This is a genomic window from Bradyrhizobium erythrophlei (genome assembly GCF_900129505.1).
Classification (GTDB): domain Bacteria; phylum Pseudomonadota; class Alphaproteobacteria; order Rhizobiales; family Xanthobacteraceae; genus Bradyrhizobium; species Bradyrhizobium erythrophlei_D.
In genome coordinates, this window is the sequence record NZ_LT670818.1 from 6164658 (window position 1) to 6186614 (window position 21957).

A 21957-nucleotide genomic window follows, 5' to 3' on the forward strand; every position below is an offset into this window, starting at 1 on the left:
AAGCTGACAAGAAACCGGCGCTTTTCGGAGGAGACCGTCATGGCACTGGCGATAATGATCGTGGGCCTCGTGCTGTTCCTCGGCGTCCACACGCTCACCACGCAGCGCGATCTGCGCGCCCGAATGATCGCCTCGACGGGCGAGGGCGTCTACAAGGCTGGCTATGCGCTGGTCTCGCTTCTAGGCCTCGTGTTGATCGTCAGGGGTTTTGCGCATTATCACAGCGAGGGCTTGATCGAGCTCTGGACCCCGCCGAGGGCCTTGAAACACCTCACGATGGCGCTGATGCTGCCGGCCGTCATATTGGTGGTCGCGGCCTATATCCGCGGCCGCATTTACACGGCGGTGAAGCATCCGATGCTGTCGGGCGTGAAATTGTGGGCGGCGGCGCATCTGATCGCCAATGGCGATCTCGGCGGCATCATCCTGTTCGGCTCGTTCCTGGGCTGGGCGGTGTTCGACCGTATCTCGCTGAAAGGCCGCGCCGATGCCGGCGGGCCGCCGATCCCCGTCGGCGGCTGGGGTAACGACCTGATCGCGGTGGCGGTGGGGATCGTCGCCTATCTGGCGCTCGTCTTCGCGTTCCACCCCGTCGTGATGGGGATCCCTGTCGTCGGAGTATAAGCCGCATGTCCGTTCAATCAGCCATCAGGCGCAAGACCGCGCCGGACATCCGCGCCCGCAAGAACGGCGAGCCGATCGTGATGCTGACTTCGTATCACGCCCACACCGCGGCTCTGGTCGATCGCCATTGCGACGTCATTCTGGTCGGCGATTCCCTCGGCAACGTCATGCACGGTTTCGAGACCACGGTGCCGGTGACTCTCGACATGATGATCCTGCAGGGCCGTGCGGTGATGCGCGGCTCGCAAGCCGCGCTGGTCGTGGTCGACATGCCCTTCGGTTCCTATGAGGCCTCCAGGGAGCAGGCGTTTCATTCCGCTGTGCGGATCGTTAAAGAGACCCATTGCGGCGCGGTGAAACTCGAGGGCGGGGCGCGGATGGCTGAGACGGTGGCTTTCCTGAGCGAACGCGGCATTCCCGTGATGGGCCATATCGGGCTGACACCGCAATCGATCAACACGCTCGGCTCGTTTCGCGCCCAGGGCCGCGAGGAGGGCAGCTGGGAGCCGATCGAGAACGATGCGGTCGCGATCGCGCAGGCCGGCGCCTTCTCGGTCGTGATCGAGGCCGTCGCCGAACCGCTGGCGCGCAAGATCACCGAGACCATCGCCATTCCCACCATCGGCATCGGCGCCAGTGCGGCCTGCGACGGCCAGGTGCTGGTGCTGGAGGACATGCTCGGGCTGTCGCCGCGGACGCCGAAATTCGTCCGTCGCTACGGCGATCTCAGACCGGCGATCGAGGCCGCGATCGAGGGTTATGCCAGGGACGTGCGCTCGCGCGCATTCCCCGGGCCGGAGCACGTCTACGGCATGAAGGCGAAAAACTAGAACGAGGACGCGACGATGGACTGGTCGCATTATCCCATTCCAGCCATGCGGTTGGAGGCGCGCTTCGGTGACCGCGTGGTGCCGGCGTTTTGCGAACGGCCATTGAGCCTCTGGGCGATGATCGCGGAAGCGGCTGCACGAAATCCGGACGGCGAGGCACTGGTCTGCGACAACAGGCGCATGGACTGGCGCGAGGTTGCGCAGCAATCGGCGCAGATCGCTGCGGGCCTCCGTAAGATCGGCGTGCGACGCGGCGACCGGATCGCGCTGTTGCTCGGCAACCGCATCGAGTTCGTGCTGGCGCTGTTCGGCGCGGCACATCTCGGCGCGGTGACGGTGCTGCTCAGCACCCGGCAGCAAAAGCCCGAGATCGCCTATGTCCTCAACGATTGCGGCGCGACATTATTGATCCACGAGGCGGCGCTGTCCGATCGCGTGCCTGACGCGCGCGACGTCCCTGAATTGACGCACCGCGTTGCCGTCGATGAGACCAGCGCGTCGCTATTCGCCGATTTGGTCCGCGACGAACCGTTGCCCGCGCCCGCCGATGTCGGCGAACAGGACACGGCGATGATCCTCTACACTTCCGGCACCACCGGAAGGCCCAAGGGTGCGATGCTGGCGCATTGCAACATCATCCACTCCGCGATGATCTATGAAGCCTGCATGCAGCTGACCCGAGCCGACCGGTCGATCGCGGCGGTGCCGCTCGCCCACGTCACCGGCGTTGTCGCCAACATCATGAGCATGGCGCGCTGCGCGGGCACGCTGATCATTGTCGCTGAATTCAAGGCCGCCGATTACCTGAAGGTCGCCGCGCGCGAACGCGTGACGCAGACGGTGATGGTGCCGGCGATGTATAATCTCTGCCTGCTGCAGGCGGATTTTGATCATTACGATCTGTCGGCGTGGCGGATCGGCGGCTATGGCGGCGCGCCGATGCCGATCGCGACCATCGAAAAGCTCGCCGTCAAGGTGCCCGGCCTCAAGCTGATCAACGCCTATGGTTCGACGGAAACCACGTCGCCTTCGACGATCATGCCGCCGGAATTGACGTCAGCCCATATCGACAGCGTCGGTCTGCCCTGTCCGGGCGCCGAGATTATCGTGGTCGATGCCGCGGGCCGTGAACTGCCGCGCGGCGAAATCGGCGAGATCTGGATTCGCTCAGGGTCAGTGATCAAGGGCTACTGGAACAATCCGAACGCGACGGCCGAGAGCTTTACCGGCGGCTTCTGGCATTCCGGCGATCTCGGCTCGATCGACAAGAACGATTTCGTGCGCGTGTTCGACCGCCAGAAGGACATGATCAACCGCGGCGGCCTGAAGATCTATTCGGCCGAAGTCGAATCCGTGCTCGCGGGCCATCCCGGCGTGCTTGAAAGTGCGATTATTGCAAAGCCGTGCCCGGTGCTGGGCGAGCGCGTGCATGCGGTGATCGTGACGCGGGCCGGAGATGTCAGCGAGGCTATGCTACGCGCCTGGTGCGCCGAGCGGCTCTCGGACTACAAGGTGCCGGAGACGATGACGTTGACATCAGAGCCGCTGCCCCGCAACGCCAACGGCAAGGTGCTGAAGCGCCAGCTGCGCGAGGGCTGGGCGGCGGGGCAGGCGTGAGATGCCGACGGGCGGCGTCCGGACGGGCGAGCGGCGGGGCCCGCGAATCGGCGCCCGGCCCGGCCTACCCGCGTTAACGCTTTGATCCGGCTGGTTTTGCCTTGCCTCCGCCATATCACTAGGGTATCGCCGCCGCACCGAGGGGGCCGGGGCAGTGGCGGGCCTTCGCTCCGGATTCGGTCCATCGGGGATGGGATACCTTTAAGTGTCTGAATTATTTGATGAAGTCGACGAGGAAGTACGTCGCGACCAGCTCAAAAAGCTGTGGGACAAATATTCGATCTTCATTATTGCCGGCGCGCTGCTGATCATCGCCGGGGTCGGCGGCTGGCGCGGCTATCAGTATTTCGAGGCCAAGAAAGCGGCCGAGGCGGGGGCTGCCTTCGACAAGGCGGTCGAGCTGTCGGAAGCGAACAAGCACACCGAAGCGGAGGCGGCCTTCAACGATCTCGCTGCGAAAGCGCCGTCGGGCTATCGCATGCTGGCGCGGCTGCGGGCGGCGGCGGAAGTAGCCAGCCACGATCCAAAGGCCGCGGCGAAACTATACGATGACATTGCCGCCGATCGCAGCATCGGCACCGAACAGCAGGACCTCGCCAGGGTCCGCGCCGCCGGATTGCTGGTCGATAGCGCCGCCTATTCCGAGATGCTGCAGCGCCTGGAATCCTCGACCGGTCCGCAGGCGACCTTTCGCCATACCGCGCGCGAACTGCTCGCTTTGTCGGCCTGGCGCGCCAACGACACGGCGGCGGCGCGCAAATGGCTGGATCTGATTGCCAATGACGGTGAGACACCGCCTTCCTTGCGCTCGCGCGCCGAGGCCCTGCAGGCGTTGCTTCCGCCGGTCGCGAAAAGCTGACCGCGGGAAAATGAGTTGAGTGAGAAATCGACCATGCGCCGCTCGCAACGTCTGATCGCAGCTATCGTCCTGATCGCGCTGTCGAGCGCGCTCGCCGGCTGCTCCAGCATTTACAGCTGGGATCCGAGCGATCTGCTCGATTTCCTCGACACCAAGAAGAAGCTGCCGGGCGAGCGCAAGCCGGTCTTCCCCGAGGGCGTGCCGGGCCTCGAGCAGGGCGTTCCGAAGGACCTTTACAAGGGCAACGCCGAGCAGCAGCAACAGCAGGCCGCGCAGCAAGCGGCTGCCGCCGCCGCGGCGCCGGCGCCCGAAGAGCCGAAGGCAAAGCACGCGGCGAAATCCAAGGGCAAGACCAGTCCGCCGGCGACCGCCGCCACCGAGCCCGCCGCCGCGCCCGATCCTGACGCCGCACCTGAGGAGGACGGCTCGACAGCAGCGGCGCCGCCGGCCCCGAAACCGAAAAAGATCGTCCGCAAACGCACCACCGCGCCGCCGTCCGACCAAACCGCCGCTCAGCCCGCGCAGCAGCCGCAACAATCGGCGGCGCCTTTCCCGGCGCCGATGCCGAGCGGTACTTTCACGCGCTAATCTCGTTTTCATCGCTTGGACGTGCGCCAAACCCGGATATTTGGCGCGTATTCTGATCGCAAAGCCGCTAGATACTTTTGCGGAACACGCGCCCAGGGCGCGCACGGATTCTTCATGCCTTTCACGTTTGCCATCATCGGCCGGCCCAATGTCGGAAAATCGACGCTGTTCAACCGGCTGGTTGGGCAGAAGCTCGCATTGGTCGACGACGTCCCCGGCGTCACCCGCGACCGCCGCGAAGGCAATGGTCGTCTCGGCGATCTCGAATTCACCGTCATCGATACCGCCGGCCTCGACGAGGGCGCCAAGGGCTCGCTGACCGCGCGGATGCAGGAACAGACCGAAACCGCGATCGGGCTTGCCGATGCCCTGATGTTCGTGATCGACGCGCGCGCCGGCCTCACGCCGAACGATCGCGCCTTCGCCGATTTCGCGCGCCGCGCCAACAAGCCGGTGGTGCTGGTCGCCAACAAGAGCGAGGGCAAGCACGGCGAAATCGGCGCCATGGAATCCTACGCGCTCGGGCTCGGCGATCCGGTGCAGATTTCCGCCGAGCACGGCGAGGGCCTGAGCGATCTCTACGACGCGTTGCGCGCGCTGATGCCGGAGCCCGCCAGCGAGGACGAGACGTTCGACGACGACGACATCATCGAAACCGACGAGGAGATCGCAAAGCGGCCGATCCGCGTCGCCATCGTCGGCCGTCCCAACGCCGGCAAGTCGACGCTGATCAATCACCTGCTGGGCGAGGAGCGGCTCCTGACCAGCGCGGAGGCCGGCACCACGCGCGACTCGATTTCGGTCGAGGTCACCTGGCAGGGCCGTGATTTCCGCGTGTTCGATACCGCGGGCCTGCGGCGGCGTTCGCGTATCGAGGAGAAGCTGGAAAAACTCTCGGTAGCGGACTCGCTGCGCGCCATTCGCTTCGCCGAAGTCGTTGTGCTGATGATGGACGCGCAGAACAAGTTCGAAGAGCAGGATATGCGCATCGCCGACCTGATCGAACGCGAGGGCCGGGCGCTGGTGATCGCGGTCAACAAATGGGATCTGATGGGACAGAGGGCGAACCTCATCTCCGCGCTGCGCGCCGAGGCCGATCACGCGCTGCCGCAGGTCAAGGGCGTGCCGATCGTTGCGGTGTCCGGCCTGATGGGCGAGGGCATCGACCGCCTGATGAGCGCGGTCGAGCAGGCCTACGCAGTATGGAACAAGCGGGTGCCGACCGCCTCGCTCAATCGCTGGTTCGAGCAGGCGGTGGACGCCAACCCGCCGCCGGCGGTGTCGGGCCGGCGGCTGAAGCTCAACTACATCACGCAGGCGAAGGCGCGGCCGCCGAGTTTCATCCTGTTCTGTTCGCGCGCCGATGCCGTTCCGCAATCCTATTTGCGCTATCTCGTCAACTCGCTGCGCGAGTTCTTCGAGCTGCCGGGCACGCCGGTGCGCATCAGCTTGCGCGAGAAGGCCAATCCCTTCGCCCATAAGCGCAGGCGGCCGTCCTGAGCCGGCGGTACGCGTAAGTCGCGCCTGCGTCCGCTTCGCCGTCGCTTCCGTCCAAGTCCCGGCCCGTCGTCGCGTTTATGGTGCGGGGCTGTGATCGGCGAGTGCTGCGTCTCGCCGATGACGCCAGCGGCCCTGGGTAATTCGGCTATGGTTGTGTCGACGACGATCTCCGACCCGGGTCATCGAGGATGGACCATGGGTGACGAAGAGAACGTCTTCGAACTGATCGGCGAGATCTATGATGCGGCGCTTGACCTCACGCTGTGGAGCGATGTCGTCGGCAAGGCCGGACATTTCGTCGGCGGCGCGGCGGCGGCGATTTTCTCCAAGAACCCGATCGCCGGGACCGGCAACGTCTATTACGAGTCGGGCATCGACCCGTATTATCGCGAACTCTATTTCGAGAAATACGTGAAGCTCGACCCGGCCACGACCGGGCATTACTTCGCCGATATCGGGCAACCGATCGCGATGGCGGACCTGATGCCCCATGACGAGTTCCTGGAAACGCAGTTCTACAGGGAGTGGGCCAAACCGCAGGGCCTGGTGGATTTCGTATCGGCGGTGCTGGACAAGTCGGTGACCTCGGCGGCGCTGTTCGGGGTGTTTCGCCACGAACGCGACGGGACCGTCGACGGCGAGGCGCGCAGGCGCATGCGCCTGATCGTTCCGCACATCCGCCGCGCGGTGCTGGTCGGCAGGCTGATCGATCTCAAATCCGCGGAGGCTGCGACCTTTGCCGATACGCTCGATGGCCTTAGCGTCGGGATCTGCCTGGTCGATGCGGCGGGGCGCATCGTCCATGCCAACGCGGCCTGTCACGTCATGCTCGACGCCGGCGACCTGTTTTCCACCTCTGGCGGGCGGATCGTCGCGCGTGACGCGGAGATCGATCAAACCCTGCAGCAGCTGTTTGCGGCGGCGAGCGACGGCGACGTGGCGGTCGGGACCCAGGGCATCGCCCTGCCGCTGATCGGGCGGGACGGCGCCCGTTGCGTCGCCCATGTGCTGCCGCTGACCTCGGGCGCAAGGCGCCGGACCGGCGTTGCCTACACCGCAACCGTGGCTTTGTTCATCCGCAAGGTCGCGCTGGAAACTCCTTCGCCTCCGGAAGTCATCGCCCGGACCTACAGGCTGACCCCGACCGAGTTGCGCGTGCTGCTCGCCATCGTCGAGGTCGGCGGTGTTCCGGAAGTCGCGGTAGCGCTCGGCGTCGCCGAAACCACGATCAAGACTCATCTCGGCCGCCTGTTCGTCAAGACCGGTGCGGTTCGTCAGGCCGATCTGGTCAAGATCGTCGCGGGATATGCCTCGCCGCTGATCGGCTAGGCGTGCCCATGTTCGGTCAAGCCCAACGTGTCGTTCTCGAAGCGGAATACAGGGGCGTTTGCCGGCGCGATCGCAAGCCGCTAGACTTGCGACGTTGGCTTGCGAGGACAACTTGCGAGGACAAAATGAGCAGCGTCATTGACGACTATCTCGTGGATCCCAAGGCATCCCTGCTGGATAAGACACGCATGCAGGCTCAGGTTCTGGTGCCGGTGCTTCGTGCGCTTCGTGCCGAGCTGGGCAAGGGCAAGGCCGACGCCATCGTGAAGCAGGCGTTGCGCGACTGGTCGAGGCAGTTGTTCGCCGCGATCGGCGATAGCATCGAGGGCAGCCCGCGGCGCAAATGGGCGACTATCAATAGCGTGTTCGGCGAGGTTTCGGGCTGAGAGGTCGAGGTCGAAATTCTGCGCCATGACAAGGAGGCGCTGGACATCGACGTGACGCGCTGCCGCTTTGCCGAATTCTTCCGTGCCCTCGGCGAACCCGAACTCGGTGCGCTGTTGATTTGCGAGGCGGATTTCGACATCGCAGCGGTCGGCGCAGGCGAGGTCAGCCTGGACCGTGCCCAGACGCTGATGCAGGGCGCGCCGAGCTGCACCTTCCGCTACAAATTCGCGCCGAGGTGATCCTCTCCGCAAGGTCGCCGTGAACGGCGTTGGCAAACATCGTGGCCGCCGATGTGATGTCAGTGGCCTCCTCCGATCGGAGGACGAGGGAAGCCGGGACAGTTCGAGTTTCCTCCGAAGTGTCATACTTGGGCGCAGCGCTCGCCGCGCGCTCGGCTCTATTTTGAAAAAGCCGCCGCCATGGAATTGCCTTTCGATTCCTGCGTATGGTCCCCAGATTGCCATCCCCGCGGCTGCGTGGCTTAGTCTTTTGCCCCCGCAGCCGATCCCGCAGCAAACCCACGCGACGAGCATGAGCGACGAACCGCCCGCGAACACCATCGTGGCGCCATTGCCGGGCGCACCGCGCCGCGGCGCGGTGGCTTTCATCTTCGTCACCATTCTGCTCGACATGTTCGCGCTCGGTCTGATCCTGCCGATCCTGCCAAAACTCGTCGAAAGTTTCGTCAACAACGATACCGCGCGCGCGGCGGAGATTTTCGGGCTGTTCGGCACTGCCTGGGCGCTGATGCAATTCGTGTTTTCGCCGGTTCTCGGCGGCCTGTCGGACCGCTTCGGCCGACGGCCGGTGGTGCTGTTGTCGAATCTCGGTCTCGCGCTGGATTATGTGCTGATGGCCCTGGCGCCGTCGCTGACCTGGCTTTTCATCGGCCGGGTGATCTCGGGCATTACCTCGGCCAGCGTCTCCACCGCCTTCGCCTACATCGCGGACGTGACGCCGCCGGAGCAGCGCGCGGCGACGTTCGGCAAGATCGGCGTGGCCTTCGGCGCCGGATTCATTCTTGGACCGGCGGTTGGCGGGCTGCTCGGCGGCATGGATCCGCGGCTGCCGTTCTGGGTAGCGGCGGGCTTGAGCTTTGCCAACACGCTGTATGGCCTTTTGATCCTGCCCGAATCGCTTCCGGAAGATCGCCGCTCGCCGTTCCACTGGAAGAGCGCCAATCCGCTGGGCGCGCTGCGCCTGTTAGGCTCCGATCGCGTGCTGACGGGTCTGTCGGTGGTGAACTTCCTGGCCCAGGTCGCGCATGTCGTGTTGCCGTCGACCTTCGTGCTCTATGCGACCTATCGTTATGGCTGGGACGCGACGACGGTCGGTCTGACGCTGGCCATGGTCGGGGTCTGCTCGATGGCGGTGCAGGGGCTTGCGATCGGGCCGATCGTGAAAAGGCTCGGCGAACGCCGCGCGCTGCTGCTCGGGCTTTTCTCCGGTGCCGCCGGTTTTTTGATCTACGGCGCGGCGCCGACGGGGCCGCTGTTCTGGCTCGGCATTCCCGTGATGTCGCTATGGGGCGTGGCGGGCGCGGCGACGCAGGCGCTGACGACGCAACTGGTCGCGCCAGACCAGCAGGGCCAGTTGCAGGGCGCGACATCGAGCGTGCAGAGCGTGTCGCAGATGCTCGGCCCGTTTCTGTTCACGCTGACCTTTGCGTATTTCATCGGCGCCAGCGCGCCGTTCAAATTGCCGGGCGCGCCGTTTCTGCTGGCGGGGCTGCTGTTGCTGCTGGCGCTTCTGCTCGCGATGCGGACATTGGCAACACGGACAAAAAGCGAGCGCTAGATTAGCCAGCGCCCGTCGTGCAACAGTTCAGTTTACCGGCGCTCGTCAATGTTGGCGTGGAGGAATTCACGCAGCGCCTCGCTTGCCTGATCGGCGGCCGGCTTGTTGACCTCCAGACGATGCCCGCGATACCAGGTTGGCGACTTCAGGACCGGAAGATCAAATGCGAAATAGGCGTCGGGATAGACGATGAGCTTGACCGGCGCGCCTGCTCCCCTCTGCCGGGAAATTCCCATGTCGTCTTCGCCGGCGGCCATTTTGCGGCAGGCATCCGCCGTGGCGACGTCGTCGCGCTCGCCGATCAGGATCAGGGTGGGAACGGCCATGTTTCCCTTGAAGCTGCTGCACAGCGGATAAAACGCCGCCGCCGCGCGAAATTTGTGTTCGGCCGCCTGTTCGATCTCGCCATGCTCGACGGCCGCAAGCGTCTGCATGGCGCCCCATGCAAAGCCTGCAATGGCCACGCGCTTTGCATCGACGAAGTTTTTCTGAACGAGGAAATTCAGGCCTCGATAGGCATCGAGGACGAGGTCCGGGTTTTCGTCCAGGCCGTGGTCGCAATGCCTGATCCCGCGCGGGCCGAAACCGTCGACCGTCAGCGTGACGTAGCCCCAGGAGAAAAGTCTGGCTCCCCAGTCTTCATCGGCCAGCCCGGCATATTCACTGCAGGCGGGCAACAGCACGACGGCAGGAAAGCGCCCGCTGCCTTCGGGCCGCCGGAGCCAACCGCGCAGGTCGAACGGCAACGGGCTGAGTGAAATTTCGACCAGCTCGGCGGGCGGGGCGGGTGGTTGCTGCGCGTTGCAGGCGAGCGAATTACCGAGGCAGAGGGCGATCGAGAGAGCCCTGATTTCGAACAGGTACCGTCGAGGCGATGGAATAACGGACATGGGGCGCCCCCTTCGTCGTTCTCCAGGCCGGCCAACATACCCCTGATTGAAGACGAGCGCTCCGTTCTGATCTGCAGCCGGCCGGACTTTTGCAAATCCGGCCCGCCGCCATCGATTATTTCTTCAGTAACGGACAGTCGCTGGCCTCGAGCGGCTTTGCGGCGTCTTCGGGCGAGATCGTGGCGACCAGCTTGTAGTAGTCCCACGGATATTTCGACTCTTCCGGCTTCTTCACCTCGAACAGATAGGCTGGAATGAGACGGCGGCCGTCGGCCCGCAGCGGGCCCTTGCCGAACAGGGGATCGTCGGTCGGCAGTTCCTTCATCTTGGCGACTACCTTGGCGCCGTCATGCGGATTGCTGCCGAGCGCTTCCATCGCCTTCAGATAGTGTAACGCCATGGCGTAGTTGCCGGCCTGGGTCATCGACGGCATCGGGTTCTTGCTCGCCAAAGCGGAGAACCGCTTCGACCATGCGCGGGTGGCGTCGTTCATGTCCCAGTAGAAGGATTCCGTGAAGGTCAGGCCCTGCGCGGTCTTCAGGCCGAGCGAATGCACGTCGTTGATGAAGAGCAGCAGCGCGGCGAGCTTCTGGCCGCCCGCGACGATGCCGAATTCGGCCGCCTGCTTGATCGCGTTGGTGGTGTCGCCGCCGGCATTGGCGAGGCCGACCACCTTCGCCTTCGAGGCCTGCGCCTGCAGCAGGAACGACGAGAAGTCCGACGTATTGATCGGATGCTTGACGCCGCCCAGCACCTTGCCGCCATTGGTGGTGACCACCGCGATAGTGTCACGCTCAAGCGCTGCGCCGAACGCATAATCCGCGGTCAGGAAGAACCAGCTGTCGCCGCCGGCCTTGGTCAGCGCCTTGCCGGTGCCGTTGGCGAGCATGTAGGTATCGTAGGTGAACGAGACCGTATTCGGCGTGCAGGCCTTGCCGGTGAGGTCGGCGCTAGCCGCGCCGGAGTTGAGCAGCACCGCGTTCTTTTCCTTGACGAGGTTGCTTACGGCAAGGGCCACGCCGGAATTCGGCGTATCGGCGATCGCATCGACCTTGTCGTTGTCGATCCATCCCCGGGCGATGTTGACGCCGACATCCGGCTTGTTCTGGTGATCGCCGCTCACGACGTCGATCTTCCACCCCTTCTTGGTGAGGCCGGAATCCTCGACCGCCATCTTCACCGCAACCACCGAATTGGGGCCGCCGATGTCGGCATACAGGCTCGACATGTCGTTGAGCACGCCGATCTTGACCGTCTTGTCCTGGGCAAATGCCGACGTGGCGAGCGTAACCGCCGCGCACGCGAGCAACGCGGCAGTGCGCCGCGCAAATGTCGTCCTCATTAAGGTATCCTCCAGCTGTGAAATCAGGGCGGCCCTCTTGCTGGAGCCTTGTCCCGTTAGGGTTCGATCGAACAGACGATCTCCTTCCCCGATAGACTTTCTTGCGCTGCACTGCAACGTGTTATCGTAGCGCATCCGACGTTAGTCTAAACTTCTGGATTCGCTTTCCGGTATCAACCTCGGCGGTATACACGTTGCCCCTGGCGTCGACCGCCATGGCATGGATCCAGTGGAATTGGCCGGCGTTACGGCCGTTTCGGCCGAAACTGCCGACCACGGTGCCGTCGTCGCGCTTCAGCACCCGGATCTCGTTGTTCTCGCCGTCGGCGGAGAGCAAATAGGTCTGCTTCGGGTCGGGCCAGATCGCGATGTCCCAGACCGCGCCATTGCCGAGCGTGTTTTTCTCGAAGAACCATTCCTTGACGAAGGTACCGTCCTTTTTGAACACCTGGATGCGGTCGTTGATGCGGTCGCAGACATAGACCAGCCCGTCATTGGCGATCTTCACGCAATGCACGGGATTGGCGAATTGCTGCGACACCGGCGCCTTTGGGTCGTAGGGCGGCTGCTTGGCGTCATCGGGCTTGTTGCCATAGGCGCCCCAGTGCCGCTTGTAGGCGCCGGTGGTCGAATCGAACACGATGACGCGGTGGTTGCCGTAGCCGTCGGCGACATAGATTTCGTTCGCTTCCTTGTCGATCGCGGTTTCCGCAGGTTTTCCGAGCTGCGTGGTGTCGTTGCTTCCCTTGCTCGGCGCGATCTGGCCGATCTGCGACACGAACTTGCCGTCGAGGGTGAATTTCAGGATCGCGTTGTCATTGTCGGCATTGCCGCCGATCCACACGAACCCTCTTTCATCGACCTCGATGCCGTGCTCGCGGCCGACCCATTCATAGCCTTCGCCGGGCCCGCCCCACGAGCGCAAGAGATTGCCGTCGGTGTCGAATTCCAAGACCGGCGGCGCCGAGACGCAGCATTTCGAGCGCGGCGGCGTTAGGGCAGCGCCTTTCTCGTCGTCGGTCAGCGAGCGCGGGCGGTGGATGACCCAGATATGGCCCTGCCAGTCGACGGTAATGCCGCCGACCTGGCCGAGGATCCAGTTGTTCGGCAGCGGCTTCGGCCACGACGCATCGACCGCGAAGGTCGGAATTTCGCCGGCAACAGCCGTGCGCGTCAGCGCGGGCGCGGCGATGAGGACGGCGGATGTGACGACGAGGGAAACGATTTTGCAAAGCCGCGCGGCGGCGAAGCGACCGTGATAGAGCATCGGCGTCATGGCATCCTCCCGATTTTTTGCACGCGGGTTTTTCCCGCCTGGGAGGCAGTCAATCGTGGCGCGGAATGGGAGTCAATTGTTCGGAGAGGGCAAAGACGGCCGCCTCATCATCTGCCGTCATCCCCGCGAAGGCGGGGGAACCAGTATTCCAGAGACGTCGTGATTGAACCGATAAGCCGCGGCGTACTGGTTCGCACGCCTTCGCGGGCGATGACGGCTGTTGACACTGAAGGCGTATGCCAGTCACGAGATTTCAGGCCGGTGCCCTGAAACTCAGGAGCTTGCGAGTCTTGTAATCAAAAAACTTGCCGGTCTCGGTCCAGTCCGGCGCGCACATCGGCAGGATGAATTCGGCGGCCTGTTCCGGCGTGTCCAGCGTCATCGGGTCTTCGCCGGGGAATACGGTAGCGCGCATCCGGGTGCGGATCGGGCCGGGATTGAACAAATTGACGCGAACCCGCGTCGATGCCGTCTCGTTGGCCCACACCCGCACCAGCGCCTCCAGCGCGGCTTTGGAAGCGGCGTAGGGGCCGACATAGGCAAGCGCCTTGTTCGCGGCGCCCGACGTGACGAACACCGCGCGGCCGGCGTCGGATTGTTTCAGCAGCGGCTCCATGCAGCGGATCAGCTGGAAGTTCGCGGTGACGTTGACCGCCATCACGTCGTTCCACGGCTTCAATTCGATGTGCCCGAGCGGCGAGGAGGGGCCGGCGACGCCGGCATTGCCGACGAGAATGTCGATTCTGCCGTGGCGCTCGTGCAGCGCGGCGCCAAGCCGGGCGACGCCATCGAAATCGGTGAGGTTGAGCGGCACCAGCGTCGTGGCTCCGCCGTCTTTACGGATCTCGTCGTCGAGCTCTTCCAGCCCGGCTTGCGTCCGCGCCACCGCCACCACATGCGCGCCGGCCTTGGCAAGCGCCCGCGCGGTGGCATAGCCGATGCCGCGCGAGGCGCCGGTGACGAGAGCGATGCGGGTGGCGAGAGGAAAGCTGGTCATCGAGGCCAATTCCGGAGCAGCAAATTCGGTGTCATACGCGGGCTTGACCCGCGTATCCATCACTTCGCAAGAGGTCTTTCGCAGTGGATGGATTGCCGGGTCAAGCCCGGCAATGATGAGCCATCTAACTTGCTTCCGCCAATAAGGAAAGTTGCCGCGGCTGCGGCTCGACCTGGGTCTGGTCGGTCAGGTGGGTCGGATATGCGCCGGTAAAGCAATGATCGGAGAATTTCGGATTAGCGGGGTCGCGGCCGGGCTCGCCCATGGCGCGGTACATGCCGTCGACCGTCAGGAACGCCAGCGTGTCGGCGCCGATGATGTCGCGCATTTCCTCCAGGCTATGGGTCGCGGCCAGAAGGCCGCCGCGGTCGGGCAGGTCGATGCCGTAATAATCGGGGTACAGGATCGGCGGCGAGGCGAGCCGGAAATGCACCTCGGCAGCGCCGGCATCGCGCATCATGCGCACGATCTTTTTCGAGGTGGTGCCGCGCACCAGCGAATCGTCGATCAGGATGATGCGCTTGCCTTCGATGGCGGCGCGGTTGGCTGAATGCTTCATGCGCACGCCGAGTTCGCGCACGCTCTGGGTCGGCTGGATGAAGGTACGGCCGACATAATGGTTGCGGATGATGCCGAGTTCGAATGGCACGCCGGAATGCTGGCTGTAGCCGATCGCGGCGGGCACGCCGGAATCCGGCACCGGCACCACGACGTCGACGGGAACATGGCTCTCGCGCGCAAGCTGCGCGCCAAAAGCCTTGCGGACGTCATAGACCGAGCGGCCGCCGACGATGGAATCCGGTCGCGAGAAATAGATGTATTCGAAGATGCAGGGCCGCGGCGGTTTGGCTGGAAACGGCTTGTGGCTCTGCGCGCCGCGCTCGTCGAACACGATGATTTCGCCGGGCTCGACGTCCCTGATATATTTCGCGCCGATGATGTCGAGCGCGCAGGTCTCCGACGCCAGAAGCGGGCAGCCGTCGAGCTCGCCCAGCACCAGCGGGCGGATGCCGAGCGGATCGCGGGCGCCGATCAGCTTCTTGTTGGTCATCGACACCAGGGAATAGGCGCCCTCGATGGCGCGCAGCGCCTCGATGAAGCGGTCGATGAAGCGGTTGCGCTTGGATTGCGCCACCAGATGCAGGATCACTTCGGTGTCGGTGGTCGACTGCATCATGGCGCCGTTGCGCACCAGTTCGCGCCGCAAGGTCAGTCCGTTGGTGAGGTTGCCGTTATGGCCGACGGCGAAACCGCCGGCATTGAGCTCGGCGAACAGCGGCTGCACGTTGCGCAGGATGGTCGCGCCGGTCGTGGAATAGCGGACATGGCCGACGGCGATGGGGCCGGGAAGGCGCTCGATCACCTCGCGGCGGGAAAACGTGTCGCCGACCAGGCCGAGGCGGCGCTCCGAGTGGAAACGCGTGCCGTCGAAGGAGACGATGCCGGCGGCCTCCTGGCCGCGGTGCTGCAACGCGTGCAGGCCGAGCGCGGTGATGGCGGCGGCCTCTGGATGGCCGAAGATGCCGAACACGCCGCATTCCTCGCGGAGCGTGTCGCCGTCCAGGTCAGAGTCAGTGAGTTCTATCGGACCCAAAGCGCCTTCGTTCAGGTCCAGTTGGTATTGTGCGGCGTCTTCGGAAGGGCTCGGTTTAAGGTCCATCGCGCCTCTCTTTTGGCGTGGCTTCATTTCGCCGCGGGCTTCTCGATCAGCTTTTTAAGGCTGTCGCGCGCAGGCTTGGTGTAACCATCGCCGGACGCCGGCGGAGCCGGCTCGGTGTCAGTCTGCTCATCGTCTGGTTTATTCTTCTTGAATTTCTTCAAGATGGTGTTCTCGGGGTCGTCAGGCAAGAGCGACATCAACCAATCCCCGGTTCCCTGCAGCACCACCCGGGATTTGGCCTGGGTGACCCAGTCGGGCCGCTGCTTGTCCGGGACCAGCCAGGAGAAGAACAGGAAGGCGACCACGACGATCAACAGGCCCCGGGCGAGGCCGAACAGGAACCCGAGGGTGCGGTCGAGCGCGCCAATCCGGGAATCCAGGATCATGTCGGAAATCCGCACCGTGATGATGGAAACCACGATCAGGGTACCGACGAAGACACCGGCCACCACCACCACGCTGGCGACGGTGTCGTTATTGAAATAAGTTTTCGCGGTCGGCAGCAGCTTTCCGAAGGCATAGAGCGTGACCAGCGCCGCCGCGCCCCAGGCCGCGATCGACAGGATCTCGCGCATGAAGCCGCGTACCATCGCGAGCAGGCCGGAAATCAGCATCACGGCAAGCAGGACGAGATCGAGTATCGTTATCGGCATCGGCTAGTCAGGTCCGCCCGTAAGTTCCAAACCGCGAATCGGCATGTCGGTGCCGTCCTTAAGTGAGAGGCATTACGCTGGCCCCGCAAGGCCGGAAATCGCATCATCCCGGCCGCGCGCGGGTGGTATAGCGGCGAGGGCGGGGTGCGTCACCTGCGGCTAGCCTTCCTGACGCCGGAATCTCGCAGGTGTGGCATTTTTCTCCACTGCGGCGTTCTCTCGATTGCCGTCGCGGTTGCCTCTGGGGCTGCCGCGCGCGGCAATCTCCGCGACCAGGGTGGTCAGTCCGCCTACGGCATTGAGCGACAGCCCGGAATCGCCGCCGGCCTCGCCACGCGCCGATTCCGGCAGCACGGCGCGGCCGAAACCGAGTTTTGCGGCTTCCTTCAGCCGCGCCGAGGTCTGCGCGACGGGGCGGACCGCGCCGGACAGTGATATCTCGCCGAAATAGACGGCATCCGTCGGCAGGGGCGCGTTCACCAGCGACGATACCAGCGCCGCGGCGGCGGCAAGGTCGGCCGCGGGTTCCTGGATGCGCAGGCCACCGGCGACGTTCAAATAGACGTCGTAGCCCGACAGTTTGACGCCGCAATGGGCCTCCAATACCGCCAGCACCATAGACAGCCGGCTCGGATCCCAGCCCACCACGGCGCGGCGCGGGGTGCCGAGCGTGGTTGGCGCCACAAGGGCCTGCAATTCGACCAGGACGGGCCGCGTGCCCTCAATGCCTGCGAATACCGCCGTGCCCGGGCTGCCGAGATCGCGCTCCGACAAAAACAGTTCGGACGGATTGGAGACCTCGCGCAGTCCCAGGCCCGTCATCTCGAACACGCCGATCTCGTCGGTCGGTCCGAATCGGTTCTTTACCGCGCGCAGGATCCGGAATTGCTGCGAGCCTTCGCCCTCGAACGACAGCACCGCGTCCACCATGTGCTCGACCACGCGGGGCCCGGCGATCTGGCCGTCTTTTGTGACATGGCCGACCAGGATGATGGCGGCGCCGGATTTCTTGGCGAACCTGATCAGCGCCTGCGCCGAGGCGCGCACTTGCGTCACCGTGCCCGGCGCGGACTCCACCGTGTCGGTCCACATGGTCTGGATCGAATCGATCACGATCAGCCGCGGCACCGTTCCTTCGGACAGGGTGGAGACGATGTCCTCGACCGAGGTTTCGGCCGCGAGCTGCACCGGCGCATCGGCAAGGCCCAGCCGCTCGGCGCGCAACCGCACCTGCGCCACGGCTTCTTCGCCGGAAATGTAGACCACGCGGTGCCCGGCGCGGGCCATCAGGCTGGTGGCCTGTGTCAGAAGCGTCGATTTGCCGATGCCGGGATCGCCGCCGACCAGGAGCACCGAGCCCCTGACAAATCCGCCGCCGGTGACGCGGTCGAGCTCGGCCATTCCGGAGGGAAGGCGAGGGGCGTCCTGACTCTTGCCGGTGAGGGTCTCCAGCGCGAACGTCCGGCCCTTGCGTTTTGACCGGATCGAGACCGGCATGGAGGTCGCGCCGGTCGTGTCCTCCTCGGCCAGCGTGTTCCACTCGCCGCAGGACTCGCACTTGCCCTGCCAGCGGTTATAGGCCGCGCCGCAGTTCTGGCAGACGAAGGAAAGGGTGGATTTGGCCATTGATGAGCTGAATCGGATCCGCTTATGTTCTTATTTTGTTCTATACCTCATTTGAGATCGCCCGGCGATAGAAAACTCGCGTGGCTTCCGGCGCTGCGCACAAGTTCATGGAACTTTCTGATCGGTGCTGCGAATGCCGGAGAATTCCTCGTGTGGAAACCTGGCACATGGGAATTCCGGAAGCAGGCGACTCCGACCCTGCAATGCAGTGCGAAATGAAGCGCCTCTGGGAAGCAAAACAGAAATGGAAGGCCTCTGCGGAGGCGGAGTGATTGGGGCAGCTGCCAGCCCCACCGGATCATCGTCCAGACGCGCGTTGATCAGCCTCCAGACCCCGCCATGCGCGCATGGGTTCAATATTCTTCAGGCTCAAACGGAAGTGCTGGGCCGCCGGCTCGATGTCCGGCCATCAGGTCCGAAAAGTGCCACGAGGAGGGATCAGGTACCGCGCCGAACGGCCGCTAGACGAGGCCGCCCAATGAGACAGCCTCGCTGTGCGCAGTTGGCGCCGGTTTTTCGGCGCCGCGCGTTGCAGCCGGCGCCCGGGAACAGGCTACTTTTCGGCTTCGACGACGTATCGCCGCATTACCTTAACTGCCTTGTCACGCTGGGGTGCAAGGTCCGTCCAGGCTTTCGACTTGTAGAACGCCACTGCGTCATCCAGGCTCTCCCATTCGACGATGGCCGCACTCTTCGGAGGCGGCCCACCCTCTATTTGAACAACCCGTCCGGCCGCGGTGCGTAAAGCTCGACCATGGGCTGCCTCTATCGCCTTCCGGGCGGCAGGAAGGTATGTGGCTTGAAATGAAGGATCGAGGATTTCAGCTTCGCTGATGGAGTAAGCTTTCGTCTTGGCTCCTTGAGCGTGGAGGCCCTGGAGCGCGATAGCTCCAATTGCGACGCCTGCGAGCAATGTCATCGTATAAGTTTTCATGACTGACTCCCAGTTACTTGCCGATGATCCGGCAGCCAATCGTACTGCTATTTGAGACCGTTCGGTGAGCAATCGATCGCTTCACCTTCGCCGGGGCTAAGGATGACAGCCGCGACGCCGATGTGCTCGGCAGCGCGTTGCGCAGCGATCGGCAGGCCCTCCGGCGCCTTGCCGTCGAGGCCGCCGGCCGGTAGCCGCGCATCAACGAACTCTCGGCTTTGAAACAAGAAGCAGTCCATGGTCGTTCTGGGTCAGACCGTGGTGGACCGGGCTGTGACTCAGCGATGGCAAGGGACTGGAAATTAAGTCGTTCGTTTTTGTCCGATCGCCTCGAACTGCGCCTTCTGCTCGTCGCTCAGCTTCGCATAGAAGTCCCCGAGCGCGGCGCTGACCAGATAGACCGCTTGCTGCATGGCAGTGAGCCGCCCCTCCACGGCATCGAGGCGAGCGGGTGGTGTGGTCGCGTCGTTCGGCTGGCATTGGGAGCTCAGGATGTCGGCAGCCCTGGCATTGGCGACCTGCAGCACTTTGAGAGCGGCACGTTGAGTGTCGTTCGGGTGCAACCTGGCCTCGATCTCGTCCGCCGGCCATTGCAACGCCGCTGGTTGCGCCGCGCCGCAGGCTTGGGAAGAGCCTTGGGCAGGGCCTTGGGCAGAGCCTTGGGCAAAGCCTTGGGCAGGCGCTTCCGTGGCCCCGTTTGCGGCGAAAGTCTTGCGCCGATCCTGGGCGAGTGCATTGAGCCGTGCTTCCTGCTCGTCCTCCAGCAGGTCATAGAATTTCCCGAGCGGCTGCTGCACGGCGAACGCAGCCATGATCATCGCCCCGATGCGCTGCTGCATGGCGGCCAATCGGTCCGGTGCTGTCAACGCCGTCTGGGTCGGACACGACGCCCGAATCATCTGGGCGGCCGAGGTCAATGCGTTGGCAAGATCGTCCAAGGCGGCGCGCTGCGCCCCATTCGGCTGTATCGCCTGCTGAATCTGATCGATCGGGAGGCCGGCAATTTCGCGGCCGTCATCGCCACAGAGCTGCTGTAGCGAAGGGACTCTGCGATGTCTTCGGCCGTGCGGGCCTGGTCCCGTATAGGCGGCGAGATCGTCAGGGCCATAAGGCGCAAAGATCGCGGCATAGATGTCGGGATAACCGTAGTCCCAGAGGCCGATGCCATCACCCCAGATGGTGTAGTCGTAGATATCGTAAATAGCGAATGGCCAAAATAGCGGCCCGACCCATCCATATCCGCCGGCGCCGTGTCGCCACCACCCGTTCGCGATGTGGCCGCCATGCCAGCCCGCCAGCGCTGCAGCCGCGGCGATTTGCCTGCGCACCGCCGGGTTGCCCAGCCCGAAATCCATAGCGTTGCCAACGTCTTGCGGTCCAAGGGAAGCCGTTCGGATGTGGCCGCGACCTGCAAAGGCACGTGCGCGATGCAATCCCCCTAGCGACAATACGCGGGCTACCGCGAATCTCGCCACCCCAAGGGGACCGATGCCAAGATGCACCCTGGCAAGGGCCCCGCTCGACAGCAGGGTTGTCAGAACGACAACGGCAATTCCAATCCGGGACTTCGACATGGCACCCTCCCGCGCCAAGCCTCATCGCGTCACTTTTAGACGACGCCGAGAGGAAGCGAAAGTTCCCTGCGTGTGCCGACCATCGTGGGTCAGCCACGTCCGGTAAGGGCAGGAACTGCATTGGGCGTGTGGGGTCTGGAGCATACCTCCAGCCGTAAACAGTCGATGTCCGCTCTTCCCCCCGAAAGCAGCCCTCTACCAAGGCGCCGGTCGGTGCGGGCGACCGCGGTACATTCGACCGACACGAACGGCCCACCGAGCCCGGGACCGTCGAGCCTTACTTGATCGACACGAACGGCACCGCCGAGCCCGGCACCATCGTGGTCGGCAGCATGCCGTTCCATTTTTCGGCCTGCACCAGCGTGACGAGGTTGGGATTGGTGCCGAGCGCCTTGGCGCGGGCCTCGATGGCGGCGGCCTGGGCCTCGCCGGTGATCTTGATGTTGGAGGCCTGGGCTTCGCCGTTCAGCCGTGTGGCGTCGGCGTTGGCCTGCGCCTCGGCGCGAACCGCGTTGGCTTTCGCATTGGCCTGCGTCACGGTGATCTGGGCCTGGACCTTTTCGCGCTCCGCGTTCTGCTGCAGCTTCTGCACCTCGACCTCGGCCAGCATGCGCTGCTCGATCGAGTGCAGATAATTGGCGGAGAATTCGATGTTCTCGAGCTGCACGCTCTCGATGATGATCATCGGGTCGTATTTCAGCGTCTCCGTGATGGCGTCCTTGATCGCGCCGTTGAGCGCGCCGCGTTCCTGGATGGCCTTCACCGCGGTGTAACGGCCGAACACGACCTTGACCTGCTGGTTCACTACGGGATTGACGACCTGGTTGACCGCGGTGTCGAGCTGGCCGAATTTGGCGTAGAGGTCCGCCACCTTGTCGGGCGAGGCGCGCAAGGTGACGCTGATCTTCAGGTCGGCCGGCTGCTGGTCGTAGGAATAGGAGTTCATCTTGTCCCAGGTATAGGTCGCGGTCCGAACGCTGATCTTCTGGACGCTGTCGATCAGGGGGATCTTGAAGCCGAGGCCCGGCTGTGCGGTGCCGACGACGGCGCCGTTGCGGAGCAATACGGCGCGCTCGGTCTGATCGACCGTGTACCAGCTGCCGAAAACGATGGTGATCGCGAGCACGCCGATGACGGCCGCGGCAATAATTCCCCTGTTCATGAAATTCTCCCGGGATCAAAAGGATCGAGAAATGCTGCGGCTGCAGGATCATCCGCGGCCATTACGAATTCCCTGTAAAACGTGTCCCTTGGTCGGCCGTTCGCGGCGATTGGTTCAGATCCGCCCGATGACATCAGCCGGATTTTATGAAAATGCCGCGTTCCACGGCATGGAAAGCCCGGCCGCGAGCATGATCGCATCCATAACCAGCCGAAACATTCCGGGCTCGGGCCGCAGCACGAAGCGCCGAAGCGCCGAAGCGCTAGTGAACATCATCGAACCGGGAAATAGCCACCGCCGGCGTGGCAGATA

Annotated in this window: 21 protein-coding genes and 1 pseudogene; 10 read left to right on the forward strand and 12 right to left on the reverse strand. The window is 64.1% G+C overall.

From position 1 onward, the window contains the following. Positions 1-39 precede the first annotated feature (39 nt). The 10 genes from B5525_RS28530 to B5525_RS28575 all read left to right on the forward strand — a co-directional run bounded on the left by B5525_RS28530 (position 40) and on the right by B5525_RS28575 (position 9531). Entirely contained in the window at positions 40-624 is a 585-nt protein-coding gene (locus tag B5525_RS28530) for an NnrU family protein (RefSeq protein WP_079568987.1), read from the forward strand. 5 nt (positions 625-629) lie between these two features. After that, positions 630-1454 (forward strand): 3-methyl-2-oxobutanoate hydroxymethyltransferase, encoded by an 825-nt coding sequence (gene panB, locus B5525_RS28535; RefSeq protein ID WP_079568988.1) that lies wholly within the window; start codon positions 630-632, stop codon positions 1452-1454. Between the two features lie 15 nt (positions 1455-1469). Continuing rightward, positions 1470-3071: a class I adenylate-forming enzyme family protein gene (locus tag B5525_RS28540; RefSeq protein ID WP_079568989.1), complete on the forward strand. Its 1602-nt coding sequence runs from the start codon at positions 1470-1472 to the stop codon at positions 3069-3071. 205 nt (positions 3072-3276) lie between these two features. Further along, the gene (locus tag B5525_RS28545; protein ID WP_079568990.1) at positions 3277-3930 is read left to right on the forward strand and encodes a tetratricopeptide repeat protein; all 654 of its coding nucleotides are present in this window, start codon (positions 3277-3279) and stop codon (positions 3928-3930) included. A 33-nt stretch (positions 3931-3963) separates the two neighbouring features. Further along, complete coding sequence (locus B5525_RS28550) at positions 3964-4518, forward strand: hypothetical protein (RefSeq protein WP_079568991.1); 555 nt, start codon at positions 3964-3966, stop codon at positions 4516-4518. 114 nt (positions 4519-4632) lie between these two features. Beyond that, on the forward strand, positions 4633-6018 hold the full coding sequence (gene der / locus B5525_RS28555; RefSeq protein ID WP_079568992.1) for a ribosome biogenesis GTPase Der: 1386 nt from the start codon (positions 4633-4635) through the stop codon (positions 6016-6018). A 195-nt stretch (positions 6019-6213) separates the two neighbouring features. Further along, complete coding sequence (locus tag B5525_RS28560; RefSeq protein WP_079568993.1) at positions 6214-7347, forward strand: helix-turn-helix transcriptional regulator; 1134 nt, start codon at positions 6214-6216, stop codon at positions 7345-7347. Between the two features lie 125 nt (positions 7348-7472). After that, entirely contained in the window at positions 7473-7733 is a 261-nt protein-coding gene (locus B5525_RS28565; RefSeq protein WP_079568994.1) for a hypothetical protein, read from the forward strand. A 51-nt stretch (positions 7734-7784) separates the two neighbouring features. Then, positions 7785-7973 carry an L-2-amino-thiazoline-4-carboxylic acid hydrolase gene (locus B5525_RS28570; RefSeq protein ID WP_244567617.1) on the forward strand — a complete coding sequence of 63 codons (189 nt, stop codon included), beginning with the start codon at positions 7785-7787 and terminating at the stop codon, positions 7971-7973. Positions 7974-8265: 292 nt separating this feature from the next. Further along, positions 8266-9531: a TCR/Tet family MFS transporter gene (locus tag B5525_RS28575; RefSeq protein WP_079568996.1), complete on the forward strand. Its 1266-nt coding sequence runs from the start codon at positions 8266-8268 to the stop codon at positions 9529-9531. Between the two features lie 32 nt (positions 9532-9563). Here B5525_RS28575 and B5525_RS28580 read toward each other — a convergent pair whose 3' ends face one another. The 12 genes and pseudogenes from B5525_RS28580 to B5525_RS46655 all read right to left on the reverse strand — a co-directional run. Then, entirely contained in the window at positions 9564-10421 is an 858-nt protein-coding gene (locus B5525_RS28580; protein ID WP_079568997.1) for a dienelactone hydrolase family protein, read from the reverse strand. 115 nt (positions 10422-10536) lie between these two features. Continuing rightward, positions 10537-11763, reverse strand: coding sequence for an ABC transporter substrate-binding protein (locus tag B5525_RS28585; protein WP_079568998.1), 1227 nt, complete (start codon positions 11761-11763; stop codon positions 10537-10539). 121 nt (positions 11764-11884) lie between these two features. Then, a complete protein-coding gene (locus B5525_RS28590; RefSeq protein WP_244567618.1) occupies positions 11885-13039 on the reverse strand; it encodes a hypothetical protein in 1155 nt (384 codons plus the stop codon). 253 nt (positions 13040-13292) lie between these two features. Beyond that, entirely contained in the window at positions 13293-14036 is a 744-nt protein-coding gene (locus tag B5525_RS28595) for an SDR family NAD(P)-dependent oxidoreductase (protein WP_079573900.1), read from the reverse strand. A 124-nt stretch (positions 14037-14160) separates the two neighbouring features. Next, complete coding sequence (purF, locus tag B5525_RS28600) at positions 14161-15696, reverse strand: amidophosphoribosyltransferase (RefSeq protein WP_079568999.1); 1536 nt, start codon at positions 15694-15696, stop codon at positions 14161-14163. 23 nt (positions 15697-15719) lie between these two features. Continuing rightward, the gene (locus B5525_RS28605; protein WP_079569000.1) at positions 15720-16349 is read right to left on the reverse strand and encodes a CvpA family protein; all 630 of its coding nucleotides are present in this window, start codon (positions 16347-16349) and stop codon (positions 15720-15722) included. 159 nt (positions 16350-16508) lie between these two features. After that, positions 16509-17975, reverse strand: coding sequence for a DNA repair protein RadA (radA, locus tag B5525_RS28610; protein WP_079569001.1), 1467 nt, complete (start codon positions 17973-17975; stop codon positions 16509-16511). Positions 17976-18528: 553 nt separating this feature from the next. Beyond that, positions 18529-18909 (reverse strand): DUF1330 domain-containing protein, encoded by a 381-nt coding sequence (locus B5525_RS28615; RefSeq protein WP_079569002.1) that lies wholly within the window; start codon positions 18907-18909, stop codon positions 18529-18531. A gap of 47 nt (positions 18910-18956) precedes the next feature. Next, positions 18957-19136, reverse strand: coding sequence for a hypothetical protein (locus tag B5525_RS28620; RefSeq protein WP_154073487.1), 180 nt, complete (start codon positions 19134-19136; stop codon positions 18957-18959). 75 nt (positions 19137-19211) lie between these two features. Next, positions 19212-20264: a Spy/CpxP family protein refolding chaperone gene (locus tag B5525_RS28625; RefSeq protein WP_244567619.1), complete on the reverse strand. Its 1053-nt coding sequence runs from the start codon at positions 20262-20264 to the stop codon at positions 19212-19214. Between the two features lie 496 nt (positions 20265-20760). Further along, a complete protein-coding gene (locus B5525_RS28630) occupies positions 20761-21645 on the reverse strand; it encodes a prohibitin family protein (RefSeq protein WP_079569005.1) in 885 nt (294 codons plus the stop codon). A gap of 144 nt (positions 21646-21789) precedes the next feature. After that, positions 21790-21897: pseudogene (locus B5525_RS46655) on the reverse strand (sulfite exporter TauE/SafE family protein); the annotation flags it as partial. Positions 21898-21957 lie beyond the last annotated feature (60 nt).

What these genes read in the sequence shown, in the direction of transcription:
- B5525_RS28590 (WP_244567618.1), bottom strand. Translation starts at nt 13,039, where the DNA reads ATGACGCCGATGCTCTATCACGGTCGCTTCGCCGCCGCGCGGCTTTGC.
- B5525_RS28580 (WP_079568997.1), bottom strand. Translation starts at nt 10,421, where the DNA reads ATGTCCGTTATTCCATCGCCTCGACGGTACCTGTTCGAAATCAGGGCT.
- B5525_RS28540 (WP_079568989.1), top strand. Translation starts at nt 1,470, where the DNA reads ATGGACTGGTCGCATTATCCCATTCCAGCCATGCGGTTGGAGGCGCGC.
- radA (WP_079569001.1), bottom strand. Translation starts at nt 17,975, where the DNA reads ATGGCCAAATCCACCCTTTCCTTCGTCTGCCAGAACTGCGGCGCGGCC.
- B5525_RS28615 (WP_079569002.1), bottom strand. Translation starts at nt 18,909, where the DNA reads ATGAAAACTTATACGATGACATTGCTCGCAGGCGTCGCAATTGGAGCT.
- B5525_RS28625 (WP_244567619.1), bottom strand. Translation starts at nt 20,264, where the DNA reads ATGGATTTCGGGCTGGGCAACCCGGCGGTGCGCAGGCAAATCGCCGCG.
- panB (WP_079568988.1), top strand. Translation starts at nt 630, where the DNA reads ATGTCCGTTCAATCAGCCATCAGGCGCAAGACCGCGCCGGACATCCGC.
- B5525_RS28575 (WP_079568996.1), top strand. Translation starts at nt 8,266, where the DNA reads ATGAGCGACGAACCGCCCGCGAACACCATCGTGGCGCCATTGCCGGGC.
- B5525_RS28630 (WP_079569005.1), bottom strand. Translation starts at nt 21,645, where the DNA reads ATGAACAGGGGAATTATTGCCGCGGCCGTCATCGGCGTGCTCGCGATC.
- B5525_RS28595 (WP_079573900.1), bottom strand. Translation starts at nt 14,036, where the DNA reads ATGACCAGCTTTCCTCTCGCCACCCGCATCGCTCTCGTCACCGGCGCC.
- B5525_RS28560 (WP_079568993.1), top strand. Translation starts at nt 6,214, where the DNA reads ATGGGTGACGAAGAGAACGTCTTCGAACTGATCGGCGAGATCTATGAT.
- B5525_RS28565 (WP_079568994.1), top strand. Translation starts at nt 7,473, where the DNA reads ATGAGCAGCGTCATTGACGACTATCTCGTGGATCCCAAGGCATCCCTG.
- der (WP_079568992.1), top strand. Translation starts at nt 4,633, where the DNA reads ATGCCTTTCACGTTTGCCATCATCGGCCGGCCCAATGTCGGAAAATCG.
- B5525_RS28530 (WP_079568987.1), top strand. Translation starts at nt 40, where the DNA reads ATGGCACTGGCGATAATGATCGTGGGCCTCGTGCTGTTCCTCGGCGTC.
- B5525_RS28585 (WP_079568998.1), bottom strand. Translation starts at nt 11,763, where the DNA reads ATGAGGACGACATTTGCGCGGCGCACTGCCGCGTTGCTCGCGTGCGCG.
- B5525_RS28550 (WP_079568991.1), top strand. Translation starts at nt 3,964, where the DNA reads ATGCGCCGCTCGCAACGTCTGATCGCAGCTATCGTCCTGATCGCGCTG.
- purF (WP_079568999.1), bottom strand. Translation starts at nt 15,696, where the DNA reads ATGGACCTTAAACCGAGCCCTTCCGAAGACGCCGCACAATACCAACTG.
- B5525_RS28605 (WP_079569000.1), bottom strand. Translation starts at nt 16,349, where the DNA reads ATGCCGATAACGATACTCGATCTCGTCCTGCTTGCCGTGATGCTGATT.